The sequence below is a fragment of the Flavobacterium sp. HBTb2-11-1 genome (assembly GCF_009826975.1).
In the GTDB taxonomy this organism is placed as follows: domain Bacteria; phylum Bacteroidota; class Bacteroidia; order Flavobacteriales; family Flavobacteriaceae; genus Flavobacterium.
Genome location: NZ_WUMO01000013.1, coordinates 66,921 through 85,337, shown reverse-complemented (window position 1 = coordinate 85,337; position 18,417 = coordinate 66,921). Strand labels below are relative to the sequence as shown.

Sequence of the window (18,417 nt, the reverse complement as noted above, 5' to 3'; positions counted from 1 at the left end):
AAAAATAAAAACCGCTCATTTGAGCGGTTTTTTTGTTATAAAAAGATCAAGAAGAACTTCTTATTTCTTAATAAATTTCTTAGCAACTCTTTTACTACCGTTATTTAATTCTATAATATAAACACCAGTACTTAATGCGCTAACATTAATAGGATTTCCTGAAATTTGTCCAGCGCTAATTTGCTGACCCAATGTATTTGTGATTCTAAATGTAAATCCTGCACTATCCAATAATGAAACATTCAGTTCGTCTTCTACTGGATTTGGATATAATGCAAAACTTGATGTTTCTGTAGTTTCAAGCAAACCAGCAACTACTTCTTCATTTACAACTGCTCCTGAAGCTGTTATGTTTATAGAATAATCTTCGACTTGTCCATAAGAAAAGCTTTCGCAAGATGTTGGAATTCCATTGTATTTCATAGAAACTCTAAGTCTTGTTGTTCCAAGAGCTGCCGTTGCTGGAATTGTAATAGTTCCTGATGCTGAAGCTGATGTTGACGCAGCTTTTGTCCAAACTGTTTCGCCAGAATCTGCAAAATCGCCATCTTGATTATAATCTATAAAAACAGCATATCCTTCGCTGTAAACTGTAGATGTCCAGCTCGGTGTAATTGTAATTGTATATGCAGTTCCTCTTGTTGCATTTGTCGAAATTGAAGTATAATTTTCATAACCAGCTGTTCCTGTAGATGTATTATTGATTGTTCCCAATACAACTTTACCAATTTTTTCGTCTGCAGTATTATTTCCCTGAGATGTACAATACGTTAACGCAGCAGAAGTAGTTGTAACATTTACTGTGTTACTCGCTGCCGAGACATTTCCTGCAGCATCTTTAGCTTTTACAGTAAAACTATAAGCTGTTAATGCTGTTAAGCCAGTTACTGTATAACTTGTTGTTGTAGACGAACCTTTTAATGTCGTTCCTTGATAAATATCATACCCTGTAACAGCTACATTATCTGTTGATGCTGTCCAAGATAAATTTGTAGTTGACCCCGTAGTTCCAGAAGCGGCAAGATTTGTTGGAGCACTTGGTGCAACAGTATCATTCGATCCTACGTAAGCAGCACCTATACCTACTGCATAAAATGCATTTGTAGTTGCAATAACTTCTGCAGAACCAGCTCCATATAAATCTATAGCAGATTGTATTCCAGAAGTTCTTGCATTTGCGTAAGTTGAATTTGCTGTTAGATATACACTTTCTAAACGGTACGCGATTTTTGCAGCTTTATCGATAGTAATCCCCGTTACGTTGTAAACACTTCCAATATCATTTGTCCCCGATTTGCCAACGGATAAAATATAAAACCAATGATTTAAAACCCCAGAATTAGTATGAACACCGCATTGGTCATTACTGCTTGTAGGCGTACAGTTTACATTTACCCAATAAGTTCCGCCGTACGTATCTGGCTGTCCTTCTGAATTTGGATCGCTCATAGAACGTAAGGCAAGATGACCGCTTCTTCTTTCAATATCTTCTCCAACCAACCAAGTTGATTTTGTTGGCGCAGCACGATATTCTATACACGCACCCCAAATATCCGAGAAACCTTCGTTCATTGCTCCCGATTCTTTTTGATAAGCAAGATTTGCCGTATACGTACAAACTGCATGTCCTATTTCATGTCCGGCAACATCTATTGAAGTCAAGATATCAAATCCGCCAGTTCCTGTTCCGTCGCCATACGTCATAACGCTTCCGTTCCAGAATGCATTATTATTATTCGGATATCCCGCAGCTACCAAATTGTAGTGAACATAACTTTTAATTTTTGCCCCTGCATTGTCATAACTATTTCTACCATGAACAGCAGACCAATAATCATAAGTCATTTCAGCCCCCCAATGTGCATCTAAAGCTCCATTATCTTTATTCGTATTATTATACTCAGCAGCTGTCCAATTATTGTCGGCATCTGTAAAATTGGTTGTTGGGTATGTCGCTGTTCTGGCAGAATTATAAGTTTGAATTCCATTTCCTCGAGTTCCGTCAGATAAAATATAAGAAGAGCCGCTTAGAGTAGTCTGAATGGTCTGTGTTCCACTATAACGTGTCGCTGCATTTGCGGAAACAAATGCAACTTTTGCATTAGATGTTTCCTTTTGATTTGCTTTGGCAGATTCCAATTTCGCTCCGTGACTATATTCTCCCAGGTGTTTTATGGTAGCATTATAAAACAGGACTTTTCCATTTTCAGCATCAATATAAAGATCACCTCTGCTTAACGGATTGGTAGCATAGATATCAAACTTATAAGCCAATCGAACTTTATCTGATTTTCTATCCTGGCCTTGTTCTTCCATATCGGGCAATAAGACCAATTCCCCTTTTGGTTTTTCGTAATCCATCGCAGCGGCATCTTCAGGTCTTTCCCATAAGTATTCTTTTGCTCCCGTGTAGGCAATCGCTTTAGCAAATGCATCCTGATTTGATAATTTTGGAGTAGTTTTTACATTGTTAAATGCATAAAACTCACCATTCATAGAAACTAATTTGCCTTCTTTAGAATGTAATGTGTAATTGGCAAATTCTACTTTGATTCCCTGTTCATACAACTGAAACTTTTCATGAGTAAAACCCTCTCTATCAGATTCGGTTTTAACTTTCAAAAAAGACTGGTTTTCTTTTAGTCCAAGTTGCTCTTTAAAAACAGTATTGAAATCTGTCCCCTTGTAGGTAGATTTATCACTAAAAGTGATTAAACTTGGTTGTCCATTTTCTGATAAATTTTTCTGACTTACCCGCTTGTCGGTATTTTGAGCAAATACAGGCGCCGAAAATGTAAGAATAATAATGGCTGACGCCATAATTTTAGGTAATTTTCTTTCCATAATAATGTGGTATTTTAATTTTGGTTAAATGGATTACAAACAAAATATTTAATGTAAGTAAATACTCTATTTTGATGTAAAAATATTTTATTTGTGTTATATTATCGATGAAATTTGCCTTTAATCGATAAAAAGCAACACTTTTTAGATTAATTCCATTTTTATTTAACAAACCATAATAATCTCGTAATAAAACAGCTTAAAAAATAATTATTCAATTGACTAATAAATATTTATATTTTAAAATAAGCTTTGAATCATCTATAGTCCACTAAAACCTATAATTATAAATTCTCTAATAAATTCCTACAAAAAAAAGGCCAGCTCTTTTAAAAGCTGGCCTTTGTCGGTTCTAAGAAAAAAATATTTTTTAGCTGATATTCATTTCAGGAATTTCGCCCTCAATAATCAAATCAGCTTCGGTTGATGCGATGATGTGCTCAACTGAGACACCTGGCGCTCGCTCTAAGAGCTTAAAACCTTTTTCTGTCACTTCGAGAACCGCGAGCTCAGTTACAACCTTTTTAACGCATCCTACACCTGTTAATGGCAAAGTGCATCTTTTTAAGATTTTTGACTCCCCAGCTTTGTTCACATGCATCATGGCAACGATAATATTTTCTGCGGAAGCTACTAAATCCATTGCACCTCCCATTCCTTTTACCATTTTACCTGGAATTTTCCAATTGGCAATATCTCCGTTTTCCGAAACTTCCATTGCTCCAAGAATCGTCAAATCTACTTTTTGGCTGCGGATCATTCCAAAACTAAAAGCAGAATCAAAAAAACTCGCACCTGGAAGCGTGGTAATGGTTTGTTTTCCTGCATTAATAATATCGGCATCTTCTTCTCCTTCAAAAGGAAAAGGTCCCATTCCGAGAACGCCATTTTCGCTTTGAAATTCAACCGCAATATCTTCTCGAACGTAATTCGCCACCAAAGTTGGAATCCCGATTCCAAGATTTACAAAATAACGGTCTTTAACCTCTTTTGCAATTCGTTTTGCTATATCTTCTTTTGTTAACATATCTCTCTAATGTGTCAATTTGGAAATTAGATAATTAGACAATGCTTATTTTGCACAATCTAAATCAATTATCTAATTATCACATTCTCTAATTATCTAATTTCTAGCTCGTACTGTGCGTTGTTCAATTCGCTTTTCGAATTTTTCTCCTTGAAAGATGCGCTGCACCATAATTCCCGGAATATGAATCTGATTTGGATCTAAAGTTCCAACTGGAACCAATTCTTCCACTTCTGCAATTGTTATTTTTCCTGCGCCTGCCATACAAGCATTAAAGTTTCTGGCTGTTCCTTTAAAAATCAGATTTCCAGCTTCATCGCCTTTCCAAGCTTTTACGATTGCAAAATCAGCTTTGAAAGCTTCTTCCATGATGTGCATTTTTCCATTGAACTCGCGTGCTTCTTTTCCTTCTGCCACTTCTGTTCCGTAACCTGCTGGTGTAAAGAATGCCGGAATTCCCGCCTGAGCCGCACGGCATCGTTCTGCAAGAGTTCCTTGTGGAGTCAACTCAACTTCTAATTCTCCAGAAAGCATCTGACGCTCGAATTCGGCATTTTCTCCCACATACGAAGAAATCATTTTTTTGATCTGCTTTTTTTGCAATAATAATCCCAAACCAAAATCATCTACTCCTGCATTATTAGAAATACAAGTTAAATTTGAAATTGGCGTATTTACCAATGCCGCAATTGTATTTTCAGGAATACCGCATAATCCGAAACCGCCAAACATGATGGTCATGCCGTCTTTAATTCCTTCAATAGCTTCCTGAACGCTATTTACTTTTTTTGTTATCATAACAAACTATCTTTATTGCTGAATATTTTTGATAAAAATAAGATTTTTAGATTGAATTATAACGATTTCGTAAAAATAAAACCGAAATAAAAATCCCTTTACTAATCTTCTAAAAGAATCGTAAAGGGATTGAAATATAATCAGATGCGTTTTATTGCAACAATGTTACAATTCAAATTCATCGGTATTTTGTTCGGTTTGCGTAGTGTCTTTTACTACAGCAGGCCTTTGGTAGCAATCTACTTTAATAGAAAGGTTTGCTGGGCGTTCAAATTCTCCTTTTGAAACCTGAAGGCTTTTATCGGCATAACATTTTTTCATAAAATACCCCCAAACTGGTAAAGCTGCTGTAGCTCCTTGTCCGTAAGTCAAGCTTTTGAAACGCGCTGAACGATCTTCACATCCAACCCAAACTCCAGTTACTAAGTTAGGAACCATTCCCATAAACCATCCATCAGATTGATTTTGCGTTGTCCCTGTTTTACCTGCAATTGGGTTTGTAAACATATATGGGTAACCTGTCCAACGGTTATCTCCGCTTCCTCCGCCTTGCGTACGTAAACGTACACCAGAACCACTTTCTGTTACCCCTTGAAGCAATTTAATTACTGCAAAAGCAATATCTTTATTTAAAACGTCATGAGACTCCGGAATTGGCTCGTAGATAACCTCACCGCTTTTGTTCTCAATTCTGCTTAAAAACTGTGGTTTTACATACACTCCTTGGTTAGCAAATGTGCTATACGCTGCAACCATATCTTCAACTGTAATATCAACTGCACCTAATGCAATTGAAGGCTGAACTGGAATTTCTGTTTTAACTCCCAATTTTTTAGTCAATTCTACAACTGCTTCTGGGCTTGTTCTGTCAATTAATTTAGCCGAAACTGTATTGATAGAAGCTGCCAAAGCTTGCTTTAAAGTTACCATCCCTCTGTATCTGTAATCAGAGTTTCTTGGCTCCCAGTCTTCAGTAACGTGGTGACGCCCTTTGTGAATCATAAACGGACCGTCAAGAATAGAATCGCAAGGAGACATATTCAATTCTTCGATTGCCGTTGCATAAACGAAAGGCTTGAAAGTAGAGCCAACCTGTCTAGCTCCCTGCCCTACGTGATCGTATTGGAAATATTTGTAGTTAATTCCTCCAACCCAAGCTTTAATTGCTCCTGTTTGAGGTTCCATTGACATTAAACCAGATTGCAAAAAGTGTTTGTAATAGCGGATAGAATCTAATGGCGTCATTACAGTGTCTCGTTCTCCTTTCCAAGTAAAGACACGCATTTTTGTTTTTACTTTGAAAGAAGCGATAATATCGTCTTCGCTTTTATCCATCTCTTTCATTTGAGCCCAACGAACAGAATTCTTCATTGCCTGCATCATGATTCTGTCTGTTTCTGCTTGAGTGATATTCACGAAAGGAGCGTTCTTATTGTTTTTCATGTCAATAAAAAACTGTTCCTGCAGATTTTTCATGTGTGCCGCAACAGCTTCTTCAGCGTATTGCTGCATTCTAGAATCTATTGTAGTGTAGATTTTAAGTCCGTCTTTGTAAATATCATATTCAGATCCGTCAGGTTTTTTGTTTTCTGTGACCCATTTCTTCATGTAATCACGAAGATATTCTCTAAAATACGTTGCTATACCTTCACGGTGGCTTTCTAATTTAAATTTCAATGTAATTGGCAATGCTTGAAGTCTTTCTTTTTCAGCTTCTGAAATCATTTTTGCTTTTGCCATCTGAGATAAAACCACATTGCGACGGTTTTTTACTCCCTGCGGATTTCTTACCGGATTGTATAAACCTGAGTTTTTGAACATTCCAACCAAAATAGCCGACTCATCAATGGTCAAGTCTTTTGGATCTTTAGAGAAATAGGTCTGGGCTGCAGAACTTACTCCAACAGAATAATTTCCGAAGTCATAAACGTTGCAGTACATGGCCAGAATTTCATTCTTTGTATATTGTCTTTCCAGACGAATGGCGATAATCCATTCCTTTATTTTCTGTACAATCCTGAAAGGCAAAAACTTAGATCCTTCGCCATGAAACAATTGTTTAGCAAGCTGTTGTGTTAATGTACTTGCACCTCCATTTGTTCCTAAACTAAAAACAGCTCGTAACGTTCCGCGTCCGTCAATTCCTGAATGCTCGTAGAAACGTGCATCTTCGGTAGCCACAAGTGCTTCAACTAAATTTTTGGGCAAATCAGAATATTTAAGCTGAGATCTATTGGTTTTGAAATATTTACCGATTACTACTCCATCAGAAGAGATAATTTCAGTAGCAAGGTTTGAATCTGGATTTTCTAAATCTTCAAACGAAGGCATAGACCCAAATAAACCCCAAGAAGCGAATAAAAAGAAAGCTAAAACTCCCAATAAAGAGTAGGCAAAAATGCGCCAAAATTTCTTTTTGTAATAATTAATATCCTTGTTAGATTGATTGTTTTTTTTAGCAGCCATAACTATTTTCTAATCTTTTTGTTCTATTCTAAAACCAACGTCTGTAATTCCTTCTAAAGCTTCAACACCAGGAATTTTACCTGATTGTCTAACGGCTTGTTTGATGTGAACTTTGTATTTTCCTCTAAACTTTACATCTTCTTTATAATAAAGCTTGCTTTCCTTTATATCTGAAAATCCGTTTCCTAATAATGTTCCGTCTGGCTCAGCCATTTGGTATTCTAAGGTATCCACTTTTGTAAATCCGTTTGGCATTTCCATCGAAACAATCAAAAACAAATTATTAAACGGATAATTATTGTTATCTCGTATGTTTACAAAAGCATTGTATCTTTTTGTAGAATCTAAAACCGGCAGGTCAAAAGTTACAATACTGTCTTTGTGCCAAGCACTTCCGACAGATTTATACTCATCGAATACTCTTTTTTTATCGCAAGAAAAAAGAAGTATCGCTGCCAATAGAAGAATTCCGCTATTTTTTATTCTCATTTTTAGTATTCGTTATTGGTTTTCTAGGTTCAGCAGGTTTGTTTTCATTTGAGTTCTGCTTATTCGGATTGTTTTTATTCGAATTATGCTTCTTCTTATGCTTATTGGGCTTATTCGCATTTCCGTTATTCGGATTCCCATTGTTTGGATTGGTATTATTTCCTGCTGGCTTAGCGTTATTCGCATTTTTTTCCTGCTGTGGTTTTGCTGGAGTCGCAACACCAGCTGCCTCTGCATTTTGTTTACGCTTGCGATTCGGTTTTTTCTTTCTTTTCGGTTGGTCAAAACGAGTCAAGCTCTCTTGTCCCATTGCGTTATTGAAGTCTTTCTCTGGTTCTGAAGTAACCTCAACAGCAAAATCTTCTAAAGAAGAAACTTTATTCTTCAGCTTGTTTTCAGCAATAATTTCTTTAACCTGATCAATTTTCAAAACGTGCCAGTTTGCAAAGTTGTTGGTATAGGCAAACCACATTAACCCTTTAAAAATATCTTGTTTTTGGCAAACCGCATCCCCTTTTTCAGTAATCAGTTTGGTATCGTAATCCGGAAAATCTTTTAATGCATCCATGTACGTGTCTAACTCATAGTTTAGACAGCATTTTAGCTTTCCGCATTGACCCGCTAATTTTTGAGGATTTAATGATAATTGCTGATAACGCGCTGCAGAAGTATTCACGCTTCTGAAATCTGTTAACCAAGTAGAACAGCAAAGTTCACGTCCGCAAGAACCCACTCCGCCTAAACGAGCCGCTTCCTGACGGAAACCCACTTGTTTCATTTCTACTCTGGTGCTGAATTCTTTAGCAAAATCTTTAATCAGCATTCTAAAATCGACACGATCATTTGCTGTGTAGTAAAAAGTCGCTTTTGATCCGTCTCCTTGAAATTCAATATCCGAAATTTTCATTTCCAATTTATGCTGAATTGCCAATTCACGCGCACGAACTTTCATTGGTTCTTCACGATCGCGGGCAACAGACCAGATATCGATATCTTTTTGAGATGCTTTTCTGTAAATTTTCGGAACGTCATTACTTTCGTAATTCACTCCTTTTTTCTTCATTTGAATCTTTACCAATTCTCCTGTAAGAGTCACAATTCCAATATCATGTCCTGGCGAAGCAACAGTTGCTACAATATCGCCAATACTTAAAGTTAATTTCTCCGAATTTCTAAAAAATTCCTTGCGTCCGTTCTTAAAACGAACCTCAACACAATCAAAAATCGCCTCTCCATTAGACGGACTCATGTTAGAAAGCCAGTCAAAAACCGTCAATTTATTGCAGCTATCGGTGCCGCAAGTCCCATTATTTTTACAACCTTTTGGTGCGCCACCATCTGAGGTTGAACAACTTGTACATGCCATAATTATATATGTAGTGCTGCCAAAACGCAGCTTAAGTTCATAAACGTTTGATCGGTAAAGATAGTATTTTTTTTATTTTGCTTTTTATGCATAAAAACTAAAGAGCTGTTAAATAAAAAAACGCATTTTTTTGTACGCAAATTTTTCCCAAATTAGCTTTTCTATTTCCTCTTTTAAAAATATTTTTCTCAAAAACCCTTTTCTGTCCGTTTTATGGCTTAAAGCAAATTTTTAACTTTTTATCCTGAAATATATTTCTCATTTTTATGTTTTATCTTACAGCACGATTTGAGAGAGCCCTATTTTCGGCAGATTCAAATCTTAATTTTCATTTTTAAAAATCGATCAGAATGCAAACACAAAACCAGATTGAAAATTTCCTTTTTCAGGGAAAATTTGACGAGGCCAGAGAATGTCTAAATAACGGAGAAAAATTTAACGAGCAATATCTAAAAAACAATTTTTCTCAGATTGCAGCCAAAATTATAGATGCCAAAGAAATTGATTTCATTGAAAAATTAATAAAAGCCGGATTTATTGAAACCGATATTTACGAATTGGACAGTTTTGATCAATCTATTTTCAAACCATTGACTTTATATTTAAAAGATGACGAAGATTCGATTGCTTTCTTCAAGGAATTAATGTCGAAAATGGATAACATTAATGACGAAATAAGCGACAAAACTCTTCTAGGCTATTTTCTTGAAAAAGGAGCTTCGTCCAAAATAGTTAAAGTTTTAGTTGATGATTTTAGGGCTAACACTCAGTATAAGAACAATGCAGGAGAAAATTTCATCTACACGATTTTGAATACTTATGGTCTAGATCCTGAAAAAGTAAAAGAATATATATCTATACTTTTAGAAAATGGCGTTGACATTAACGAAAAAAATATTGTGGGCACAACACCATTAATCTGCGCCGTTAAAAGAAACAGAAAAGAACTTCTGCCATTTTTATTAGAAAATGGTGCAGATCCTAATGAAACTGATAATCAGGAAAACAGTGCTTTTTATTATGCTGCAGCTGAACAGTTTTCTTTTCCGATGTACGAACTTTTGGCAGAATCATCATCAGCCAATTTTAATAATATCAATAAAAATGGAAAAACTTTACTCACAGAGTTTATCCGAATGATGTCTGATTCTGAATATGATTTGAATTCATTACAAAGATTATTGTCAGATGGAGCAGATTTAAATCACTGTGCTGAATATTACGGAAATCCAAAATCGGGTATAGATTATATTGTCGAAAAAAAATCGGGTATTTTAAAATCAGTACTTGACAGCGGATCTGTTAACGTTAACGAACAAGACAATCAAGGAAATACCATTTTGCATAAAGTGTGCGCCTTTAATGTCAATTACGATGCAGAAATGGCAAAAGAAACTTATAGAAAAGTAAAACTGTTATTAGATCAAGGAGCTGATATTTCGATTACAAACGATAAAGACGAAACTGCCTTAATGCTTGCTTCTGGAGACAACCTGAAGATTAAAACCGTTGAACTTTTGATGAAACAATAAAACGATCATTTACTTAAAATTACCCAAACATGTCAATGTCATTTATAGTTGCCTGCGAAAACGGGAACCGAAAAATAGCCGAATTACTGCTTCAAAATAAAGAAGTAGATGTAAAATATACCGACGAACAAGGTAGAACAGCTCTTCATTATGCCGCACACCGCGGTTATCTTGATATCGTGAAAATTCTAATCGAGGAAGCTGCCGATATTAACTACGAAGATCATCAGGGAGAAACGCCTTTGTATTTTGCCTGTCTTCAAAAACAAAAACAAACGGCGCTACATCTTTTAGAAAACGGAGCAGAAATCACGAAGAATGATAAATACGGAAATAGTCTTCTGCATTTAGTCGTTCAGACCGCTCAAATCGAAATTGCAACAAAGTTGCTTCAAGCTGGTGTCGATGTTAACTTACTGAATAACAGTGGAGAAACTCCACTGTTATTGGCTTCAGCAAAATTAAATAGAGAAATCATCCAATTGCTTTTAGACAATGGAGCCGATATTAATGTTACCGATAAACAGGGCAATACGCCTCTCATTTATGCTTGTTATACCAAATCAATTCCGATGGTGACTTTGCTTCTAGATAATGGCGCTGATATCAACCACGCCAATCATTCTGGTGAAACTGCACTTTTAATTGCTTGCTACGAAACTAACAGAATGTTAGCTAAATTACTGATTGAAAGAGGTGCAGATGTGTTTACTTCAAGCAATACTGGACATTCTCCTATTTGGTACGCTTGCGCGAATAATCAAAAGGAGATTGTAGGCTTGTTTTTAGAAAACGGAGTTGATGTGAATTATAGCAAACCAGTCGCTGGTGATACTTCTTCAATGAATGATTATTTGGATTGGATTGTGAGCGCAACAAATATTTCAAACGAATCGAGCTTTACCTTAAACAGCTCATACAATTATGGCGGAGAAAGCCTGTTGCATGTGGCTACCAAAAAAGGAAACTTAAGCATGGTGAAACTCCTTATCGAAGCTGGAGCTAACATCAACATTCAAGATGAATCTGGAAATACGCCTTTACATTATAGCGCTGCAAACGGAAAGAAAGATGTTGTCAAGTATTTATTGGACAATAAAGCAGATGCTTCGATCGTAAACGTAAAAGAACAAAAAGCGATAGATTATTCGAATGTAAAAGGCTTTAATGAAATTACAGAACTGATTTTGAAATATGCTCCGTCAGGAACTGTTGTAAATCCAATCAATACTCCACAACAATCCGAAACACCAAAAGCTGACCCCTCAAATTCGATGGAAGCAAAGAAAAAGGCATTATTAGATTTGAAAGAACTTCTAGATGCCGGAATTTTAACATCAGAAGAATTTGATGCTGAGAAAAGTAAAATTTTAAAAGGATAAATAATAAATAAACACAAAATGAAAAAAATCTTAAATGCCACAACTCTATTTTTAGTATTAATTGCCGGAAGCTTAGTTTCTACCTCGTGCACCAACCTTTCACCGGAAAAAACATTTGAAATTGCCGCTTTAAATTCGAATTTGTTATCTCGTTTTGGAAGCAAAGAAATCAGTGAAAAACTGCAATCTGAAGCACAAGTTTATGATGAAAATCAAAAAAAGATGGTTCCTTCAACTTATTACGATTCTTTTAAATATGATATCACGAATTTAGAAACGCGATTAAAAACTATTCAGGACATACCGGAAGATGAAGACAATAAAGAACTTCTTCAAGCATCTAAAGATTTATTTACTTATGCAATTGCCAAACAAAAAGAAGGCTATTTGCCAATTGCAAAGCTGAAAGACGAAAAGGCTTCGCCAGAACAAATTGAAAAAGCAATTGCAGATTTTGATGCTTCAACTCAAAAAGATATAGATGCGAAGTTTACAAAATTGATGAATGTGGCGCAAGCATATGTTGACAAACACAATATAAATGCTAAAATTGGAATTTAATATTTTCAGGTAAAACTTAATCTCATCAAGAAATAATAGAAAACATTAGATATTATTTCTTGATGAATTATAAAGCTAAAATCCAAACACTTAAAGATGATAAAAAACTACTTATCAGTTACTGTAACAGTTTTTCTGTTGTTTATAATTATCAGCTGTAAAGATTCTAAAACTACGGTTAAAGAATCAAATACGGAAGTCACCGAATTAAAAGAAATTCCAGAAGTGGAAGAATCAACCATCGATGTCAAAAAGGAAATCTCAGATTTTATACCTAAAAACTATGTTTCTTTTGATACAATTAAGGGTGATTTTAATAAGGACGGCCTGGAAGATTGCATTTTAATTATCAAAGGCACCGTTAAAAGCAAAATAATCCAAGATGAATATCGAGGTGAATTAGACCGAAATCGCAGAGGAATTATAGCATTATTAAACAAAAATGACGGTTATGAATTAGCCGTTAAAAACTACGACTGTTTTTCTTCAGAAAATGAAGATGGCGGTGTTTATTACGCTCCGGAACTTTACATTGAAGTAAAAAATGGCAAATTATATGTAGACTATGCTCATGGCAGATATGGTTATTGGAAATATACTTTCAGATATCAAAACTCAGATTTCGAACTTATAGGTTATGATTCCAGCAGCAATCATGGACCGGTTATTCTTACTGAAACTAGTATCAATTTCCTGACCCGAAAAAAGATTGTAAACCAGAACGTCAACGAAAATACGTATGATGGTGACGAAATTTTTGAAAAAACGGAAACAAAAATTGCCCGAACCAAACTTCTAAAACTATCTGAAATCAAAGATTTTGATGAACTGCATCTTTACGATGAATAATAAAACCCTTTTGTATTACTACAAATAGAGGGTATGTTTTAAAACATATTTCTCAAGTCTCTTTAACCGTAATAATCTTCACCGGACAAGCTTTTGCCGCCAATTCACAGCTTTCTACAATAGCATGATTAGGAGATTTTAAAGTAAAAAATCCTTTTGCATTTTGCGAATGGATGAGAACCGATTTCCCGTCTTTTTTTGACATTTGAAAATGAACTGGATCCATTTCAACGCAATAGTTACAGCCAATGCATTTATCTCTTTGTAAAGTTACAATAACCATTACGCCTCAACAATTTTATATAATTTGTCCGACATTCTGATTCTAAATGGAAGTTTGAAACTGCAGTCATCTCCTTTTGTGGCTTTTTCTCCCGGAGCATCATTTACAAACATTTCATCAATAATCATTTCCTGAGCTCCTGTGCTTGGCCCTGTGACTAAGATTTTATCTCCGATTTTAATATCATACGCTTCAATCTTAAATTGTCCAACCTCTGCTTTCGGGAAATAATGCATTCCCCTACCCACATAAATCTTCTTTTGTGTTGCTGCCGATCCTGGAATATCACTCCATTCGCCTAATTCCTGACCTAGATAATAACCTGACCAAAATCCTCGATTGTAAACCGTTTCTAAAGCTTTCATCCAATCAACAGTTTTTTCTTTTGAAAAAGTTCCTTCATAATAGGCATCAATAGCTTCACGGTAGGTTTTGGTTACAGTTGCCACATATTCTGGCGCACGGCCTCGCCCTTCTATTTTTAAAACCTTCACTCCAGAATCGATCACCTTATCTAAGAAATCCAATGTACATAAATCTTTTGGTGACATCATATATTCGTTATCCAATTCGATTTCAAAACCTGTTTCTTGATCGATAACTGTATATTTTTTTCGGCAGTTTTGCTTGCAGGCACCGCGATTCGCAGAGGAATTATGCGAGTGCAAACTCAAATAACACTTTCCTGAAACTGCCATACACAAAGCTCCGTGACCAAAAATTTCAATTTCAACTAAATTTCCGTTTGGTCCTTTAATCTGTTCTTTTTCGATTTGATCGGTGATTTTCTTTACTTGACGCAAACTCAATTCACGGCTTAAAACCATTGTATCGGCAAATAAACTGTAAAATTTAATGGTTTCAATATTGGTAACATTCAACTGTGTTGAAATATGAACTTCCATTCCAATCGATCTTGCCATCGCAATTACCGCTTGATCAGAAGCAATAACGGCTGTAATATTTGCTTCTTTAGCTTTCATCAATAATGTTTTTACGACTGATAAATCGTGATCGTAAATAATCGTATTTAAAGTAAGATAGCTTCGAACGTTTTTGGCTTCACAACGATTGGCGATTTCTTTTAAATCATCAATCGTAAAATTTACAGTCGAACGTGCACGCATATTAAGCTGTTCAACTCCAAAATATACGGAATCACAGCCATTATCTAAAGCAGCCTGAAGTGACTCAAAATCTCCCGCTGGAGACATGAGTTCGATTTTATTATTTGTTGTCATTTTATTACTATGATATGTTTCTAGAATCTAGTTATCTAAAAAATTGACAAAAATAATGTGGGTATAAATTGATTTCTATGATTTATATCATAGTCTTTATTTTAAAAATTTATTTGCAGGATATTATTAAAAAAGCCCACGATTGAAAGCTTGGTCTACATTTTTTTTATGTGTCCTTTGTCAAATATAGCCCGTGGTTTCAACCACGGGAAACGTATCGTTGAGGAAATTCTTTGCGCTCCTACGGTTGAAACCGCAGGCTATGTTTTTCTTACGTTGTGGTTTTCAATATTGCCCGTGGTTTTAATCATGGAAAACGTATCGTTGCGCATTTCAAATCGATATTTCGAAATCACGTAATCGTTGAGGAAATTCATTGTGTTCCTGCGGTTGAAAAGGCAGGCAATGTTTTTCTTTGCGCATCTATTGTCAAATATAGCCCGTGGTTTCAACCACGGGAAACGTATCATTAAGTCAAGCTATCATTTATCTCCCAAACCATGTAATTTTACAAATTCATCAAATTCATCCTGTCCATTTTTCTTAAGATGATGTTCTTTTTGATTTTTAATGTAATTGCAAACAGCATTCAACTGAGATTCGCTGACAGAAAAAGCGGCAAAACCAGTTTGCCATGCAAATTTTTCAAGGATAAATTCTCCTCTATTCATAAAATGAGAAGAACTACCTTTTATTTGCTTAACAATATCTGAGATTGTTTTTTGTGGATTTTGTAAAAATAGAACATGCACATGATCTGGCATTCCATTTATGATTCTAACTGGACACCCAAGTTCTGTTAACTCTTGCCAAATGCAATCGTAAAGAGTTTTTTCAATTGAAAAATCAATTAATTCCCTACGGTTTTTGGTAGCCCAAATTACATGAATCCATAATTTGGTAAACGATTGTGACATAAATAAATTAGCATAAAAATTTATGCTAATTTACAATTTTATACAATTTATCTGACAAACGAATACGAAATGGAACTTCAAAAGTAACCTTATCACCAATTTTAGCAGATTGAGTTTCTGCACCGTTTACGATGATTTTATCTAAAACCAATTCCTGATCGCCTGTAGTCGGACCTGAAATAAGGATTTTGTCACCGCTATTTAATTCGTGATTTTCTACTGTGAATTGTCCAACTTGAGCTTTTACATAATAATGCTCTGCTTTTCCAAGTAGTACTTTCTTTACTTTTATTTTCTGACGAATATCAGCCTGCTTTTGCGCTGTTGCCAAAGCAGTTTCTGGCAAGTCACCCGAATGTTTAAATTTCAGATTTTCAGATTTACCTTTTCTGAACACTTTATTTCCAACTTGTTTTCCAGTTCTCAAACGAACTTGGTCAACCAAAGGCATGTGAATAATCTCTAAACATTCTGTAGAACAGCAGTTTTCCATTGCGGCTTTACATTCGTCACATTGAATAAACAATAAATGGCATCCATCATTTTCGCAGTTGGTGTGATTATCGCAAGGTTTTCCGCATTGGTGGCATTGCGAAATAATATCATCGGTGATTCTTTCGCCCAGACGATTATCAAACACGAAGTTTTTACCAATGAATTTGCTTTCTAAACCTTCTTCTTTCAATTGTTTAGCGTAATTAATAATGCCACCTTCTAACTGATAAACGTTTTTGAAACCTTGGTGTTTGAAATAAGCACTCGCTTTTTCACAACGAATACCTCCAGTGCAGTACATTACAAGATTTTTATCTTCTTTGTAGTCTTTAAGCTGTTCGTTGATAATAGGCAAACTTTCTCTAAAAGTTTCCACATCTGGGGTAATAGCACCTTTAAAATGTCCCACTTCACTTTCGTAGTGATTTCTAAAATCAACCACAATTGTGTTTGGATCATCAAGAATTTCGTTAAATTCTTTGGCTTTTAAGTGAACGCCAATATTAGTAACATCAAAAGTATCATCGTTCAAACCATCGGCAACGATTTTATGGCGCACTTTGATAGTCAATTTTAAAAAGGAATGATCGTCTTGTTCTACGGCAACATTCAATCGTATGCCTTTCATGAAATCGTAAGCCTCAAGCGTTTCTCTAAAAGCCTCAAAATTTTCGGCAGGAACACTCATTTGAGCATTAATTCCTTCATGGGCAACGTAAATTCTCCCCAGAGCATCTAGTGCGTTCCAGGCAATGAATAAATCGTTACGAAATTTTTGTGGATCTTGAATTTTGGCATACGCATAGAAAGACAACGTAAGACGTTGTTTACCTGCATCATCGATCATGATGGCTCTTTCTTCTGCGCTTAAAGTGTTATACAGTTGCATGCTATAAACAGTTTTAAGTTAAGAATATATATTTTTTAGACTTTCTTTAAAATCTGCGGCAAATTTAGAGTTTATTTTGAGATTAAAAATGCTCTTGCGCCAATTATCTGATTTTTTTAACATCATTTGCCGCTTTATAAACTGATCTTCGGTAACAAAAACGCAGAAATCAAACTTATAGCTGTAAAAAGGTTACTCTTTTTCTTCTAACAATGCTTTTTTTACCTCATTCAGTTCTTCTATTTTTTCTGGGCTCACTTTAGGATATTCTAAATCCATTTCGTCTAATGCATGAATGATTGCCGAGGCAATTGCAATTCGGGCATATGATTTATTGTCGGCAGGGATTACATACCAAGGTGATTTCTTGGTTGATGTATTTCTGATTAATTCTTCATAAGCATGCATGTATTCATCCCAATACCCGCGCTCTTTAGCATCGGCTGCGCTAAATTTCCAATTTTTATCAGGATTGTCGACTCTTTCTATAAATCTTCTTTTTTGTTCTTCTTTAGAAACATTTAGAAAAAATTTAATGACAATGGTTCCGTTCCTAGTAAGATATTTTTCGAAATTTCGAATATCCTCAAAACGGTTTTCCCAAATATCTTTGGTAATCAGTTTTTCAGGGATTTTTTGGCCTCTTAATATCTGTTCATGAACGCGAACTACAAGAACTTCTTCATAATAAGAGCGGTTAAAGATTCCTATTCGGCCTCTTTCGGGCAAATGTTTTTGACAGCGCCATAAATAATCATGGTCTAATTCTTCTGAACTTGGCCCTTTAAAAGAAGAAACCTGACAGCCCTGCGGATTTATACCCGACATCACATGTTTGATTGCACCATCTTTTCCAGCAGCATCCATAGCTTGAAAGATGATAAGAACCGACCATTTATCCTGCGCATATAAAATATCTTGCATGGCGGCGAGAGCTTTAACTCCCATTTTTAGTGTTTTCTGAATCAAAGCTTTGTCTTCGTTACCAGAATAAGATGTCGGTTTATCTTTTAATGTAAAATCTTTATCATCGCCAACACAGTATTGGTCAGAAAATTTTTTAGCTCGATGCAATAATTCCTTTTTTGTCATTTTTTTTAAATCATTGTCATCTCCATCAATTTTTTTATGTTTTTTCTTATTATTTTTTGACATAATCACAGAAGTTTTGAATTATTTGTACTAATACATATTCTTACAAAAATGTAGTTTATCGATATAATGCTGCCGTTTATCCGTTTTTACATTATCACCTGAAAGTCAGATAATTATTTTTTT

General features: G+C 35.3%; 15 protein-coding genes. 4 read left to right on the top strand and 11 right to left on the bottom strand.

Features of this window, described 5'->3' with window-relative positions:
- Positions 1 to 60: 60 nt before the first annotated feature.
- The 6 genes from GR162_RS21340 to GR162_RS21315 all read right to left on the bottom strand — a co-directional run bounded on the left by GR162_RS21340 (position 61) and on the right by GR162_RS21315 (position 8,990).
- Positions 61 to 2,844: a M4 family metallopeptidase gene (locus GR162_RS21340; RefSeq protein WP_160783781.1), complete on the bottom strand. Its 2,784-nt coding sequence runs from the start codon at positions 2,842 to 2,844 to the stop codon at positions 61 to 63.
- Between the two features lie 370 nt (positions 2,845 to 3,214).
- A complete protein-coding gene (locus tag GR162_RS21335; protein ID WP_160783780.1) occupies positions 3,215 to 3,871 on the bottom strand; it encodes a CoA transferase subunit B in 657 nt (218 codons plus the stop codon).
- A gap of 96 nt (positions 3,872 to 3,967) precedes the next feature.
- Positions 3,968 to 4,669, bottom strand: coding sequence for a CoA transferase subunit A (locus tag GR162_RS21330; RefSeq protein ID WP_160783779.1), 702 nt, complete (start codon positions 4,667 to 4,669; stop codon positions 3,968 to 3,970).
- 165 nt (positions 4,670 to 4,834) lie between these two features.
- Entirely contained in the window at positions 4,835 to 7,135 is a 2,301-nt protein-coding gene (locus GR162_RS21325; protein WP_160783778.1) for a penicillin-binding protein 1A, read from the bottom strand.
- Positions 7,136 to 7,144: 9 nt separating this feature from the next.
- The gene (locus GR162_RS21320; protein WP_160783777.1) at positions 7,145 to 7,624 is read right to left on the bottom strand and encodes a gliding motility lipoprotein GldH; all 480 of its coding nucleotides are present in this window, start codon (positions 7,622 to 7,624) and stop codon (positions 7,145 to 7,147) included.
- Positions 7,608 to 8,990 (bottom strand): regulatory iron-sulfur-containing complex subunit RicT, encoded by a 1,383-nt coding sequence (locus tag GR162_RS21315; RefSeq protein WP_160783776.1) that lies wholly within the window; start codon positions 8,988 to 8,990, stop codon positions 7,608 to 7,610. The genes GR162_RS21320 and GR162_RS21315 overlap by 17 nt, the downstream gene beginning before the upstream one ends.
- 350 nt (positions 8,991 to 9,340) lie before the next feature.
- On the opposite strand from GR162_RS21315, the gene GR162_RS21310 reads away from it, so the two are divergent.
- From GR162_RS21310 to GR162_RS21295, 4 genes are all read left to right on the top strand, one after another.
- Positions 9,341 to 10,522, top strand: a complete 1,182-nt coding sequence (locus tag GR162_RS21310) for an ankyrin repeat domain-containing protein (protein ID WP_160783775.1) — start codon at positions 9,341 to 9,343, stop codon at positions 10,520 to 10,522.
- A 29-nt stretch (positions 10,523 to 10,551) separates the two neighbouring features.
- Positions 10,552 to 11,904, top strand: coding sequence for an ankyrin repeat domain-containing protein (locus GR162_RS21305; protein ID WP_160783774.1), 1,353 nt, complete (start codon positions 10,552 to 10,554; stop codon positions 11,902 to 11,904).
- Between the two features lie 18 nt (positions 11,905 to 11,922).
- On the top strand, positions 11,923 to 12,465 hold the full coding sequence (locus GR162_RS21300; protein WP_160783773.1) for a hypothetical protein: 543 nt from the start codon (positions 11,923 to 11,925) through the stop codon (positions 12,463 to 12,465).
- Positions 12,466 to 12,561: 96 nt separating this feature from the next.
- The gene (locus tag GR162_RS21295; RefSeq protein WP_160783772.1) at positions 12,562 to 13,314 is read left to right on the top strand and encodes a hypothetical protein; all 753 of its coding nucleotides are present in this window, start codon (positions 12,562 to 12,564) and stop codon (positions 13,312 to 13,314) included.
- 52 nt (positions 13,315 to 13,366) lie between these two features.
- Here the strand turns inward: GR162_RS21295 and GR162_RS21290 are convergent, their stop codons facing one another.
- From GR162_RS21290 to GR162_RS21270, 5 genes are all read right to left on the bottom strand, one after another.
- Positions 13,367 to 13,597, bottom strand: a complete 231-nt coding sequence (locus GR162_RS21290; protein WP_008465601.1) for a ferredoxin — start codon at positions 13,595 to 13,597, stop codon at positions 13,367 to 13,369.
- Positions 13,597 to 14,838 (bottom strand): peptidase U32 family protein, encoded by a 1,242-nt coding sequence (locus tag GR162_RS21285; protein ID WP_160783771.1) that lies wholly within the window; start codon positions 14,836 to 14,838, stop codon positions 13,597 to 13,599. The genes GR162_RS21290 and GR162_RS21285 overlap by 1 nt, the downstream gene beginning before the upstream one ends.
- Before the next feature lie 482 nt (positions 14,839 to 15,320).
- Positions 15,321 to 15,755, bottom strand: a complete 435-nt coding sequence (tnpA, locus tag GR162_RS21280; protein WP_160783770.1) for an IS200/IS605 family transposase — start codon at positions 15,753 to 15,755, stop codon at positions 15,321 to 15,323.
- A gap of 25 nt (positions 15,756 to 15,780) precedes the next feature.
- Positions 15,781 to 17,139, bottom strand: coding sequence for a rhodanese-related sulfurtransferase (locus tag GR162_RS21275; protein ID WP_008465633.1), 1,359 nt, complete (start codon positions 17,137 to 17,139; stop codon positions 15,781 to 15,783).
- 192 nt (positions 17,140 to 17,331) lie between these two features.
- Positions 17,332 to 18,294: a polyphosphate kinase 2 family protein gene (locus tag GR162_RS21270; RefSeq protein ID WP_202393982.1), complete on the bottom strand. Its 963-nt coding sequence runs from the start codon at positions 18,292 to 18,294 to the stop codon at positions 17,332 to 17,334.
- Positions 18,295 to 18,417: the final 123 nt, after the last annotated feature.

What these genes read in the sequence shown, in the direction of transcription:
- GR162_RS21340 (WP_160783781.1), bottom strand. Translation starts at nt 2,844, where the DNA reads ATGGAAAGAAAATTACCTAAAATTATGGCGTCAGCCATTATTATTCTT.
- GR162_RS21335 (WP_160783780.1), bottom strand. Translation starts at nt 3,871, where the DNA reads ATGTTAACAAAAGAAGATATAGCAAAACGAATTGCAAAAGAGGTTAAA.
- GR162_RS21330 (WP_160783779.1), bottom strand. Translation starts at nt 4,669, where the DNA reads ATGATAACAAAAAAAGTAAATAGCGTTCAGGAAGCTATTGAAGGAATT.
- GR162_RS21325 (WP_160783778.1), bottom strand. Translation starts at nt 7,135, where the DNA reads ATGGCTGCTAAAAAAAACAATCAATCTAACAAGGATATTAATTATTAC.
- GR162_RS21320 (WP_160783777.1), bottom strand. Translation starts at nt 7,624, where the DNA reads ATGAGAATAAAAAATAGCGGAATTCTTCTATTGGCAGCGATACTTCTT.
- GR162_RS21315 (WP_160783776.1), bottom strand. Translation starts at nt 8,990, where the DNA reads ATGGCATGTACAAGTTGTTCAACCTCAGATGGTGGCGCACCAAAAGGT.
- GR162_RS21310 (WP_160783775.1), top strand. Translation starts at nt 9,341, where the DNA reads ATGCAAACACAAAACCAGATTGAAAATTTCCTTTTTCAGGGAAAATTT.
- GR162_RS21305 (WP_160783774.1), top strand. Translation starts at nt 10,552, where the DNA reads ATGTCAATGTCATTTATAGTTGCCTGCGAAAACGGGAACCGAAAAATA.
- GR162_RS21300 (WP_160783773.1), top strand. Translation starts at nt 11,923, where the DNA reads ATGAAAAAAATCTTAAATGCCACAACTCTATTTTTAGTATTAATTGCC.
- GR162_RS21295 (WP_160783772.1), top strand. Translation starts at nt 12,562, where the DNA reads ATGATAAAAAACTACTTATCAGTTACTGTAACAGTTTTTCTGTTGTTT.
- GR162_RS21290 (WP_008465601.1), bottom strand. Translation starts at nt 13,597, where the DNA reads ATGGTTATTGTAACTTTACAAAGAGATAAATGCATTGGCTGTAACTAT.
- GR162_RS21285 (WP_160783771.1), bottom strand. Translation starts at nt 14,838, where the DNA reads ATGACAACAAATAATAAAATCGAACTCATGTCTCCAGCGGGAGATTTT.
- tnpA (WP_160783770.1), bottom strand. Translation starts at nt 15,755, where the DNA reads ATGTCACAATCGTTTACCAAATTATGGATTCATGTAATTTGGGCTACC.
- GR162_RS21275 (WP_008465633.1), bottom strand. Translation starts at nt 17,139, where the DNA reads ATGCAACTGTATAACACTTTAAGCGCAGAAGAAAGAGCCATCATGATC.
- GR162_RS21270 (WP_202393982.1), bottom strand. Translation starts at nt 18,294, where the DNA reads ATGTCAAAAAATAATAAGAAAAAACATAAAAAAATTGATGGAGATGAC.